The sequence below is a fragment of the Bacteroides sp. HF-4919 genome, from assembly GCF_018860125.1.
Window position 1 is genome coordinate 296,675 of the sequence record NZ_JAHKNF010000005.1, and the last position, 12,409, is coordinate 309,083.

The 12,409-nt window shown below is 41.6% G+C and carries 12 protein-coding genes; 9 read left to right on the plus strand and 3 right to left on the minus strand.

Going from position 1 to position 12,409, the window contains the following annotated elements; all coding sequences use genetic code 11:
• Positions 1–77: 77 nt before the first annotated feature.
• Positions 78–203 carry a symporter small accessory protein gene (locus KO473_RS23790; RefSeq protein WP_005821041.1) on the plus strand — a complete coding sequence of 42 codons (126 nt, stop codon included), beginning with the start codon at positions 78–80 and terminating at the stop codon, positions 201–203.
• Positions 200–1,753 carry a sodium:solute symporter gene (locus KO473_RS11075; protein WP_005780348.1) on the plus strand — a complete coding sequence of 518 codons (1,554 nt, stop codon included), beginning with the start codon at positions 200–202 and terminating at the stop codon, positions 1,751–1,753. Before KO473_RS23790 ends, KO473_RS11075 begins: the two co-directional genes overlap by 4 nt.
• A gap of 53 nt (positions 1,754–1,806) precedes the next feature.
• Here the strand turns inward: KO473_RS11075 and KO473_RS11080 are convergent, their stop codons facing one another.
• Together KO473_RS11080 and udk are read right to left on the minus strand one after the other, a co-directional pair.
• The gene (locus tag KO473_RS11080; protein WP_005780346.1) at positions 1,807–3,198 is read right to left on the minus strand and encodes a transglycosylase SLT domain-containing protein; all 1,392 of its coding nucleotides are present in this window, start codon (positions 3,196–3,198) and stop codon (positions 1,807–1,809) included.
• Positions 3,199–3,200: 2 nt separating this feature from the next.
• On the minus strand, positions 3,201–3,809 hold the full coding sequence (gene udk / locus KO473_RS11085) for a uridine kinase (RefSeq protein ID WP_005780344.1): 609 nt from the start codon (positions 3,807–3,809) through the stop codon (positions 3,201–3,203).
• Positions 3,810–3,910: 101 nt separating this feature from the next.
• Between udk and KO473_RS11090 the strand changes: the two genes are divergently transcribed.
• On the plus strand, positions 3,911–4,210 hold the full coding sequence (locus tag KO473_RS11090; protein ID WP_005780342.1) for a Dabb family protein: 300 nt from the start codon (positions 3,911–3,913) through the stop codon (positions 4,208–4,210).
• Positions 4,211–4,307: 97 nt separating this feature from the next.
• Complete coding sequence (locus KO473_RS11095) at positions 4,308–6,317, plus strand: protein-disulfide reductase DsbD (RefSeq protein ID WP_005821038.1); 2,010 nt, start codon at positions 4,308–4,310, stop codon at positions 6,315–6,317.
• Positions 6,318–6,394: 77 nt separating this feature from the next.
• On the opposite strand, the gene KO473_RS11100 is transcribed toward KO473_RS11095, so the two are convergent.
• Entirely contained in the window at positions 6,395–7,102 is a 708-nt protein-coding gene (locus KO473_RS11100; RefSeq protein ID WP_005821036.1) for a pirin family protein, read from the minus strand.
• Between the two features lie 121 nt (positions 7,103–7,223).
• Here KO473_RS11100 and KO473_RS11105 point away from each other — a divergent pair, with 121 nt between their 5' ends.
• The 5 genes from KO473_RS11105 to hisB all read left to right on the plus strand — a co-directional run bounded on the left by KO473_RS11105 (position 7,224) and on the right by hisB (position 12,300).
• On the plus strand, positions 7,224–7,715 hold the full coding sequence (locus KO473_RS11105) for a PaaI family thioesterase (RefSeq protein ID WP_005780335.1): 492 nt from the start codon (positions 7,224–7,226) through the stop codon (positions 7,713–7,715).
• Between the two features lie 246 nt (positions 7,716–7,961).
• A complete protein-coding gene (gene hisG / locus KO473_RS11110) occupies positions 7,962–8,813 on the plus strand; it encodes an ATP phosphoribosyltransferase (RefSeq protein ID WP_005807457.1) in 852 nt (283 codons plus the stop codon).
• A 36-nt stretch (positions 8,814–8,849) separates the two neighbouring features.
• Positions 8,850–10,136: a histidinol dehydrogenase gene (hisD, locus tag KO473_RS11115; protein ID WP_216035111.1), complete on the plus strand. Its 1,287-nt coding sequence runs from the start codon at positions 8,850–8,852 to the stop codon at positions 10,134–10,136.
• Complete coding sequence (hisC, locus tag KO473_RS11120) at positions 10,133–11,170, plus strand: histidinol-phosphate transaminase (protein ID WP_005821031.1); 1,038 nt, start codon at positions 10,133–10,135, stop codon at positions 11,168–11,170. The genes hisD and hisC overlap by 4 nt, the downstream gene beginning before the upstream one ends.
• A 5-nt stretch (positions 11,171–11,175) precedes the next feature.
• Positions 11,176–12,300: a bifunctional histidinol-phosphatase/imidazoleglycerol-phosphate dehydratase HisB gene (hisB, locus tag KO473_RS11125; protein WP_005807455.1), complete on the plus strand. Its 1,125-nt coding sequence runs from the start codon at positions 11,176–11,178 to the stop codon at positions 12,298–12,300.
• Positions 12,301–12,409: the final 109 nt, after the last annotated feature.

Here is a 12,409-nt window from a genome sequence, read left to right on the forward strand (position 1 = left end):
TAAATTCTGCCTTTTGTTTTTCCATTTCAATAAATTCCTTACATTTGCACCAATATTAATCGAAATCTAATACAAGAATGTTTGGAATAAGCGACTATCTTATCATTTTGCCATATCTGCTTTCGGTAGTATGTGTGCTTTTTGCTGCCTGGTTTGGTCTTAAATATTGGAATAAAGACGACGAAAAAGATAAAACACGATGAATACATTTACACTTGGACTGATTGTGATAGCTTATCTGCTATCATTGGCTTATCTTGGTTTTTTAGGTTATAAAAAGACAACTTCCGCCAGTGATTATCTGGTAGGGGGGCGACAGATGAATCCATTTGTCATGGCACTTTCTTATGGTGCTACTTTCATATCTGCTTCTGCCATTGTCGGTTTTGGTGGGGTGGCTGCTGCCTTCGGTATGGGTATTCAGTGGCTTTGTTTTCTGAATATGTTTATCGGGGTGGTGATTGCGTTTATCTTTTTCGGCCTCCGGACACGCAGGATGGGAGCCAGACTGAATGTCAGTACATTTCCACAATTGTTGGGCAGGCATTATCGTTCACGGGGGATACAGGTGTTTGTGGCCGCAGTTATTTTTCTTGGAATGCCTTTGTATGCGGCAGTGGTAATGAAGGGAGGAGCAGTTTTTATCGAACAGATTTTTCAGATTGATTTTAATGTCTCGCTTTTGATATTCACCCTGGTGATAGCAGCCTATGTGATAGCTGGAGGTATGAAGGGGGTGATGTATACGGATGCTTTGCAGGCGGTTATTATGTTTGGCTGTATGCTGTTCTTGCTTTTTTCATTGTATCGGGTACTGGATATGGGCTTTACGGAAGCTAATCAGGCGCTGACAGATATTGCTCCTTTGGTTCCGGAGAAATTCAAAGCGTTAGGACATCAAGGATGGACTGCCATGCCTGTTACCGGTTCACCTCAATGGTATACATTGGTCACTTCTTTGATTCTGGGAGTTGGGATCGGTTGTCTTGCTCAACCTCAACTGGTGGTTCGTTTTATGACTGTAGAGAGTAGTAAACAACTGAACCGGGGAGTCTTTATCGGATGTTTTTTCCTGATTATCACCGTAGGTGCTATTTATCATGCAGGGGCACTAAGTAATCTTTTCTTTCTTAAAACCGAAGGTGTAGTGGCTACAGAAGCAGTCAAAGATATGGATAAAATTATTCCATACTTTATAAATAAAGCAATGCCGGACTGGTTTGCCGCACTTTTCATGCTTTGCATTCTTTCTGCCAGTATGTCTACACTGAGTTCACAGTTCCATACGATGGGTGCCTCGGTCGGTTCTGATATTTATGGTACTTACAAGCCTCGTTCACGTGGCAAACTGACTAATGTAATTCGTCTGGGAGTGCTGTTCTCAATATTAGTTAGTTATATCATCTGTTACATGTTGCCCAATGATATTATTGCCCGTGGAACTTCTATTTTTATGGGTATCTGTGCAGCAGCTTTCCTTCCCGCATATTTTTGTGCCTTATATTGGAAACGCGCTACCCGGCAGGGAGTGATGGCAAGCCTTTGGATAGGAACTATAGGAAGCTTATTTGCTTTAGCCTTTCTTCATCAGAAAGAAGCGGCAGCTATGGGGGTATGCAGATGGCTTTTCGGTAAGGATGTGTTGATTGAAACCTATCCTTTTCCGATGATAGATCCTATATTGTTTGCATTACCATTGTCAGTGGCAGCTGTTATCATTATAAGTTTGCTGACAGGAAAAGGAAAAAAATAAAAATGCGTTGTCAAGAGTCTGCAATTTTTTTGATTGCAGACTTTAGAAGCATTTCAGCTTTTTATTTTTTTCTTGTACGATTCGTACCTCGAATTGATATCTCTCACAAAATTATATGTTTCTATTCCACGAAAATATCCGTTTTTACACACCGGATCGGTGAAGTACTCTTCATTGCTTTTCAGTAGGATGTAATTTTCTACATTATCGGTCCATACCGTTTTATTTTTGCCATATTTATCTGCCAGTGCAATAGCGTCAAAAATATGTCCCAATCCGGCATTATATGAAGCGAGGATAAATTTAATCCGCTCCTGTTTATCTGGAACCATACTCAGACTACGGTCTGTGGCTGCAATATATTTTACGGCAGCTTTGATACTTTCTTCCGGATTTTGCTCTTTTCCCGGTGGGACTCCCATTGCACGTGCGGTAGCGGGCATTAATTGCATCAATCCCTTTGCTCCTGCCCATGATACGGCAGTTGTATCGAAGTTGGATTCTGTATAAGCTAAAGATGCCAGCAGGCGCCAGTCCCAGCCTATCTCTTTGGCGTATTTTTTGAATAAGTTATCGTAGTGAGAGATTTTGCCTTCTTTTAAAGACAAGATGGGAGAGTGGGGCATTGCTTTGCTGATTTCGAAATATCTTTTCATACTGGCTGTATACGCAGGTGAGGTCATATTTTCTTTATGCCATTTGTTTGCTGCTTCTGCCAGTTGCGGGCAATCTTTACGCACTGCCCATGCAGCCCGTTGGTCAAAACTGATAGAAAGGCCGGTATTCAGATTGGGATAATAAGTAGCATTCAGTTTGGCTACATCATTATCCGCAACTGTATAGGGGATTTTACCTTGTGCAACCTGAGTTATCAGGTCTTCAGCGGTAATGCTGTCATTAGTTACTTTATGAATATGAATACCTCCGCCAAGCTCTTTATCCAGATTGACCAACCGCTCGTAATATTTGCCAGGTTTCACGTATATATCTTTGCCGATCAATTCGGTTACATCCTTCAGTGGTTTTATTTTTCCGGTGTTTCGTTGAACAATCACCTGGTGGGTGATCACTTCTTCACCGCAATAAATCAGACTGTCTTTTAATTCTTTGGTAATTGGAATATTATATGCGATAAGATCTCCTTCACCATTCAGCAATTTCCGGATTAATTCCGGTACATTCTTGGCAACCTCTATGCGTAATTTTACGCCTAAATTTTTAGCGAATTGTTCACTGAGCTCATACTGGAAACCCATGTCTTGCCCACGGTAAATGAAATAAGATGTTGAACTGTAAAGAGTGAGAACGACGAGTTCGCCACTATCTTTGATTTGCTCCAGATCGTGTGCCGAGGTATCTTCTGTAACGATTACCTGCTTATTACGGCAGGACAGTATACAGAAGAGCAGGAAAAAGAGAGAGTAAACTACGAGGTGCCGTTTCATGACTAACCGATGTGTTTTTTGATGTACATGGTCAATATATCGATAGCTACTTGATTGCTTCCCCCTTCAGGGACAATCAGGTCGGCATAACGCTTACAAGGTTCGATGAACTGCAAATGCATGGGTTTCAGGACGCGTGTGTATCGTTCCATTACAGCTTCTGCCGTACGGCCCCGTTCCACTACATCACGTTGGATGACGCGTATCAGCCGTTCATCAGGATCGGCATCGACGAATATTTTCAGGTCCATCATATTACGCAGTTTTTTGTCGCATAGGGCCAGTATACCTTCGATAATGACAACTTCACGTGGCTCAATATGTATCGTTTCGGGCTGACGGGTACAGGTCAGATAGGAATAGGTGGGCTGCTCAATGCACTTGCCTTCTCTCAGCATGGAAACATGTTTAGACAAAAGGCTCCACTCAAAAGCGTCCGGATGATCAAAATTGATGTTCTGCCGTTCCTCCACCGGCACATGACTGCTGTCTTTATAGTATGAATCCTGTGGCAGTAATACTACTTCGCCAGCCGGCAGACTCTCAATGATTTTCCGTACGACGGTGGTCTTTCCTGAGCCTGTTCCGCCTGCTATTCCTATTATTAACATCCTTTTATAGTGTATATTTGAAACAAATAGAGTAATTTTGCAATTGTAAAAAACAACTTCGGCTGACAAATATAAAAACAAATAATTAAAATAACAACGTAATGGTAAAACACATTGTATTATTTAAGTTAAGAGACGATGTTTCTGTAGAAAAGAAACTCGTTGTGATGAATAGTTTTAAAGAAGCTATCGAAGCATTGCCTGCTAAAATCTCTGTGATCCGTAAGATTGAGGTCGGGCTGAATATGAATCCGGGGGAAACCTGGAATATTGCGTTGTATAGTGAATTTGATAATCTGGATGATGTAAAGTTCTACGCTACCCATCCCGAACATGTGGCTGCCGGTAAAATTCTGGCGGAAACGAAAGAGAGCCGGGCGTGTGTAGATTATGAATTTTAGTTATAAAAAATGATAGCTATTTAAGATTTGCCGAAAACTCAAACCTGGAAATTTCGATAGCTGTTATATTTTTAGAAACATCATAAAAAATTAAAGAATGAAGAAATTATCCTCTTTTCTGCTTTTACTGCTGGTTGTGTTTACGACACAGGCGCAGATACAAGAGCCTGTAAAGTTTAAAACAGAGCTGAAAACCCTATCGGGTGCTGAAGCCGAAATCGTTTTTACTGGTACGATTGAAGCCGGTTGGCATGTATATTCTACCGATCTGGGTGATGGTGGTCCTATTTCTGCTACTTTTAATGTGGATAAGATATCAGGTGCCGAAGTGGTTGGTAAATTGACCCCGAGGGGAAAAGAAGTTTCGAGCTTTGATAAGCTATTCGAAATGAAGGTGCGTTATTTTGAAAAGACAGCCCAGTTCGTACAAAAGATAAAGTTTACCGGCAATGATTATTCAATTGAAGGTTATATGGAGTATGGAGCTTGTAACGATGAAAACTGTTTACCTCCTACACAAGTCCCTTTCAAGCTTTCGGGTAAGGCGGCTGTAACTGCTGCAACTTCGGTAAAAGAGACTCCTGCAGCATCGGTTGAAGAGCCTGTCGCATCAGTTTCTGATAGTATTATAGAACCGGCAGCTACTGCTGTTACTCCTGCTGTAGGCAGCATTGATTTATGGAAGCCGGTTATTAATGATTTGAAGAAGTTCGGAGAAGCAAATTCTCAGGAAGATATGTCTTGGATCTATATCTTTATTACAGGATTCCTGGGAGGTTTGCTGGCCTTGTTTACTCCTTGTGTATGGCCTATCATACCGATGACGGTAAGCTTCTTTTTAAAAAGGAGCAAAGATAAAAAGAAAGGTATCCGTGATGCATGGACTTATGGTGCATCTATCGTTGTGATCTATGTGGCATTGGGACTTGCCATTACTTTGATATTTGGTGCCAGTGCGCTAAATGCTCTTTCCACCAATGCGGTCTTCAATATTCTGTTCTGTCTGATGTTGATCGTATTTGCCGCCTCTTTCTTTGGAGCTTTCGAACTGACACTTCCTGCAAAATGGAGTACGGCTGTAGATAGTAAAGCAGAAGCTACCAGCGGATTACTGAGTATTTTCTTGATGGCATTTACATTATCGCTTGTATCTTTCTCTTGTACAGGCCCTATTATCGGATTCCTGTTAGTACAGGTTTCTACTACCGGCAGCGTAGTTGCTCCTGCGATTGGTATGCTCGGTTTTGCCATTGCGCTGGCTCTGCCGTTCACTTTATTCGCCTTATTCCCGTCTTGGCTGAAATCAATGCCTAAGTCAGGAGGCTGGATGAATGTGATTAAAGTAACATTGGGCTTTTTGGAATTGGCTTTTGCTCTAAAATTCCTGTCTGTTGCCGATTTGGCATATGGATGGAGAATTCTGGATCGTGAAACTTTCCTTGCTTTGTGGATTGTGATTTTTGCTTTGCTTGGTTTTTATCTGTTAGGCAAGATCAAGTTTCCACACGATGACGATGATACGAAAGTGAGCGTTCCTCGTTTTTTCATGGCACTGATCTCTTTGGCTTTTGCCATTTATATGATTCCGGGCCTGTGGGGAGCACCTTTGAAGGCTGTCAGTGCGTTTGCACCACCTATGAAGACTCAGGACTTTAATCTTTATACCAATGAGGTACATGCTAAGTTCGACGATTATGACTTGGGTATGGAATATGCCCGCCAGCATAACAAACCGGTGATGCTCGATTTTACAGGATATGGTTGTGTGAACTGTCGTAAGATGGAGCTTGCCGTATGGACTGATCCGAAGGTAAGTAGCATTATCAATAATGATTATGTATTGATTACCCTTTATGTTGATAACAAGACTCCACTTACTGAACCGGTGAAGATTACAGAGAATGGAACAGAACGTACTCTGCGTACGGTAGGTGATAAATGGAGTTATCTGCAGCGTGTGAAATTTGGTGCCAATGCCCAGCCTTTTTATGTTTTGATTGATAATGAAGGTAAGCCGCTGAACAAGTCATATGCTTATGATGAAGATATATCCAAGTATATAGACTTCTTGCAGACCGGACTTGAGAACTACCGGAAAGAAAAATAAATAGTGTGTTCAATAAATGAAAAGAAAGGCTGCCTTCGCATAAAGCGGGGCAGCCTTTCTTATGTTTTATTATTGCTTTATCGCATTGGTACTTCCATTAACAATAAAGTTGCTTCCTGGATTACCTCCACTTTAAAGTTCTTCGTATCCCAGAGTCCGATACCGTCACGCTTTGATAACAGATTATCTGCAACCTTCACATCCCCTTCGATGATGAAGATATAAACTCCGTTGCCTTCTTGGTGCAATTTGTATTCAAAGCTTTTTCCGGCATCAAATGTTCCCATGGAAAACCAGGCATCTTGTTTGATGGAAGCAGGTACCTTACCGTCAGGCGAGATAATCAAGATCGGTTCGTTTCTTTTCAGTAAGGGGCGGATATCGTAGTTGTTATATTCCGGTTCTGTATTCTCGATTCTCGGAAATATCCATATTTGTAGGAATTCTAACTGTTCTTTATCGCTGCCATTATATTCGCTGTGAAAGATACCTTTACCCGTACTCATTACTTGGATATCGCCGGGAGTGATGGTTTGGGTGTTTTTTACACTGTCACCATGTCTCAGATAACCTTTCAAGGGAATAGAAATCACTTCCATATTCTGGTGAGGATGTGTATCAAATCCCATTGATGGAGCTACACTGTCATCATTCAGCACTCTCAATGCGCCAAAATGCATTCTCGATGGGTTGTAATAGTTTGCAAAGCTAAATGTATGGTAGGTTTTAAGCCAGCCATGATTGAAATAACCTCTGGAGGAGGCTTTGTCTACTACTGTTTTCATATTTTTCCTTTCTTCAATAGAATATTCGTATAACAAATGAATGATAGATAAAGTTCTGGTAGCGAGAATTGTGCATTTTACAAAAAGATTTATATCTTTGAGCGATTTAAAATAGGAAAGTATGAAAAAGATTATTAATCCTTGGAAGGGAATGGAAGGATATAATTGCTTTGGTTGTGCTCCCAACAATGAAGCCGGTGTGAAAATGGAATTTTATGAAGAGGATGATGAAGTGATAAGTATCTGGCGTCCGCGTCCCGAATACCAAGGATGGATTGATACGTTGCATGGAGGCATTCAGGCGGTACTTCTCGATGAAATCTGTGCCTGGGTGGTTCTCCGGAAGTTACAGACGACAGGAGTGACATCGAAAATGGAAACTCGCTATCGTAAGTCGATCAATACTAATGATTCGCATGTAGTACTCAAGGCACATATTAAAGAGGTGAAACGCAATATTGTACTGATAGAGGCACGTCTTTATAACAAAAATGGAGAATTGTGTACGGAAGCGATCTGCACTTATTTCACTTTTCCGAAGGAAAAAGCTAAAGAAGAGATGCACTTTTTATCATGTGGAGTAGAAGATGAAGAGATACTCCCTTTGATTTGAAAGAAAAACGGAAGTTTTTCTGATAATTGTTTGGTGATTCGGAACTAATAGTTTATTTTTGTCGCATAAAGAATGAAGATATGAACATTACTATTACACATCGCCATCATCATTACTCGATCGAATAACTCGGTGGGCAGGATGATATTGTGTATATATATGATAGAATACGAGGCTTACCGATAAGGTGGGCCTTTTTTATTTTCCGGATATTGAATTTAAATTGTAAATTAAGATATTGTAATTATGTTAAGAATCGCAGTACAAGCCAAGGGGCGCCTTTTTGAAGAAACGATGGCCCTTCTTGAAGAATCAGACATCAAACTGAGCACAACTAAACGTACTTTACTCGTACAGTCGTCTAATTTTCCAATTGAGGTGCTTTTCCTCCGTGATGACGATATTCCACAATCTGTGGCTACGGGAGTTGCTGATCTTGGTATAGTGGGAGAAAATGAATTCGTAGAAAAACAAGAAGACGCAGAAATTATTAAGCGTCTTGGATTCAGCAAATGTCGTTTATCTCTGGCTATGCCCAAAGATATTGAATATCCCGGTCTAAGTTGGTTTAATGGAAAGAAAATTGCTACTTCATATCCGGGAATTCTGGATAATTTCATGAAAAGTAATGGAGTTAAAGCCGAGGTTCATGTCATTACCGGATCTGTAGAGGTTGCTCCAGGCATCGGACTGGCGGATGCCATTTTTGATATTGTCAGTTCCGGTTCTACGTTGGTCAGCAATCGTCTGAAAGAAGTGGAGGTCGTGATGAAGTCGGAAGCTCTGCTGATAGGCAATAAGAATATGAGTAAAGAGAAGAAAGAGGTATTGGACGAATTGCTTTTCCGTATGGATGCCGTGAAAACAGCCGAAGATAAAAAATATGTATTGATGAATGCACCTAAAGATAAGTTGGATGATATTATTGCCGTATTGCCGGGGATGAAGAGTCCTACCGTAATGCCATTGGCACAGGAAGGCTGGTGCTCTGTGCATACAGTACTTGATGAAAAACGATTTTGGGAGATTATAGGCAAACTGAAAGCACTGGGAGCGGAGGGAATTTTAGTATTGCCTATTGAAAAGATGATTATTTAAGCGAGTCTGTTTGTTGAACTTTTAATTAAAAAAATAATGAAACTGATTAAATACCCCGATAGATCGCAGTGGGATGAAATTCTGAAGCGGCCCGTACTCAACACAGAAAGCCTTTTTGATACTGTACGTGATATTATTAATCGTGTAAGAGTTGGTGGGGACCGGACGGTGATGGAGTATGAAGCTATGTTTGATAAAGCCGAACTCACTTCACTGGCCGTTACACTCGAAGAGATTGAAGAAGCTGAAAAAGAGGTTCCTATAGAATTGAAAGCTGCCATTTATCTGGCTAAACGCAATATTGAGGCTTTCCATGCTGCACAGCGTTTTGAGGGGAAAAAGGTAGATACTATGGAAGGGGTTACTTGTTGGCAGACGGCAGTAGCCATTGAAAAGGTCGGCTTATATATCCCCGGAGGAACGGCCCCTTTATTCTCTACCGTGCTTATGCTTGCAATTCCTGCCAAGATTGCCGGCTGCAAAGAGATTGTACTTTGCACACCACCTGACAAAAATGGGAAAGTGCATCCGGCAATCCTTTTTGCTGCCCATTTGGCCGGAGTCAGCAAAATATTTAAGGTGGGTGGAGTACAGGCCATTGCTTCTATGGCATACGGAACAGAGAGTATTCCTAAGGTTTATAAGATATTTGGTCCGGGAAACCAGTATGTTACAGCAGCCAAACAACTTGTTAGCTTGAGGGATGTAGCCATTGATATGCCGGCCGGACCTTCAGAAGTAGAAGTGCTGGCTGACGAATCTGCTAATCCAGTGTTTGTTGCCGCTGATCTTCTGTCTCAGGCGGAACATGGAGTGGATAGTCAGGCTGTGTTGATTACGACGTCTGAAAAATTGCAAACGGAAGTCGTATATGAAGTTGAGCGACAGTTGGGCTATCTGAACCGCCGCGACATTGCCGAGAAATCTTTGGCCAATAGTAAGTTGATATTAGTGAAGGATATGGATGAGGCGCTGGAATTGACTAATGCTTATGCGCCAGAACATCTGATTATTGAGACTAAGAATTACATGGAAGTATCCGGACGGATCATTAATGCCGGTTCTGTATTCTTGGGAGCCTTCTCTCCCGAAAGTGCAGGTGATTATGCTTCGGGAACTAATCATACCCTGCCAACGAATGGTTATGCCAAAGCTTATAGTGGGGTAAGTCTCGACAGTTTCATCCGTAAAATTACCTTTCAGGAGATACTTCCTGATGGAATGGCTGCTATTGGTCCGGCTATCGAAGTAATGGCTGCAAATGAACATTTGGATGCACACAAAAATGCAGTAACCGTTAGATTAAAGGAGATAAGAAAATGAGAACATTGCAAGAATTAACCCGGTCGAATATCTGGAGGCTAAAACCTTATTCTTCGGCTCGTGACGAATATAACGGAGCGGCTGCATCCGTCTTTTTGGATGCTAACGAGAATCCCTATAACTTACCGCACAATCGTTATCCCGATCCGATGCAGCGGGATCTGAAATCGGAGTTATCTAAAATCAAAAAAGTACCTCCCGCCCATATATTTCTCGGGAATGGCAGTGATGAAGCTATCGACCTGGTATTCCGTGCTTTCTGTGAACCGGGTGAAGATAACGTAGTAGCCATTGATCCTACATACGGCATGTATCAGGTTTGTGCCGATGTCAATGATGTGGAATATCGCAAAGTGTTACTCCACGATGATTTCCAGTTTTCGGCTGAAGAGTTGTTGGCGTCGGCGGATGAACGGACAAAGATGATTTTTATTTGTTCTCCTAATAATCCCACGGGAAACGATCTGCTTCGTTCTGAGATAGTAAAGGTCATTGGCGGATTCGAAGGATTGGTTATTTTGGATGAAGCTTACAATGACTTCTCTGACCAACCGTCATTCTTATCCGAGTTGGATAAATATCCGAATCTGGTTGTTTTACAGACCTTTTCCAAGGCATTTGGGTGCGCAGCCATTCGTTTGGGAATGGCCTTTGCTTCCGAAGGGATTATCGCAATCCTGAACAAAATTAAATATCCGTATAATGTGAATCAGTTGACCCAGCAGCAAGCTATAGAGATGCTTCACAAATATTACGAGATAGAACGTTGGGTAAAAACGTTGAAAGAGGAGAGGGGATATCTGGAAGAAGCTTTTATTGAGCTGCCTTGCGTGTTACAGGTGTTTCCGTCGAATGCGAATTTTTTCCTGGCGCGTGTAACCGATGCGGTGAAGATTTATAACTACCTGGTGGGAGAGGGAATTATTGTACGTAACAGAAATTCCATTTCATTGTGTGGTAATTGTCTTCGTGTAACTGTAGGTACACGGGCTGAGAATGCCAGACTGATTGGAGCACTGAAAAAATATCAATAGGAAAAATGAAAAAAAAAGTACTGTTTATAGACCGTGATGGCACTCTTGTCATCGAACCTCCCATCGACTATCAACTCGATTCTTTGGAGAAGCTTGAGTTTTATCCTAAAGTCTTTCGTAATCTGGGATTTATCCATAGTAAACTCGACTTTGAATTTGTTATGGTGACCAACCAGGATGGACTGGGTACTTCTTCTTTTCCGGAGGAGACATTCTGGCCGGCCCACAATCTGATGCTGAAAACTTTAGAGGGAGAAGGTATTACGTTCGATGATATATTGATAGACCGTAGTATGCCGGCAGATCATGCACCTACGAGGAAGCCGCGTACCGGTATGCTGACTAAATACATTTCTAATCCGGAATATGATCTGGAAGGCAGTTTTGTCATAGGTGACCGTCCGACAGATGTCGAACTTGCCAAAAATTTAGGTTGCCGTGCTATCTATCTTCAGGAGAACACTGACTTATTGAAAGAAAAGGGATTAGAATCCTACTGTGTCCTTGCTACTACAGACTGGGACCGGATAACTGAATTTCTTTTTGCAGGAGAACGAAAAGCAGAAGTGCATCGTACGACAAAGGAAACGGATATTTGGGTAGCTCTCAACTTGGATGGTAATGGTGCCTGTGAAATTTCTACCGGATTGGGCTTTTTCGACCACATGCTTGAGCAGATCGGTAAGCACTCCGGCATGGATCTGAGCATTCGGGTGAAGGGTGATCTGGAGGTAGACGAGCATCATACCATAGAGGATACGGCCATAGCTTTGGGCGATTGTATTTATCAGGCGCTGGGCAGTAAACGTGGAATTGAACGTTATGGCTATGCTTTACCCATGGATGATTGCCTTTGCCAGGTATGCCTTGATTTCGGAGGTCGTCCTTGGTTAGTATGGGATGCCGAATTCAAACGTGAAAAAATAGGAGAGATGCCCACTGAGATGTTTCTACACTTTTTTAAGTCGTTGAGCGATGCTGCCAAGATGAATTTGAATGTCAAAGCCGAGGGACAGAATGAACATCATAAGATAGAAGGTATTTTCAAAGCTTTGGCCCGTGCACTGAAAATGGCATTGAAACGGGATATTTATCATTTTGAATTGCCATCCAGTAAAGGGGTACTGTAAAGAATCAAGGATTATCTTTGCTTTTTTAATTATAAATCCCCCTTTTGTAATAAATGCACGTTTATTATAAAAGGGGGATTTATGAATAACTCTGTAACTTTCCTTATAG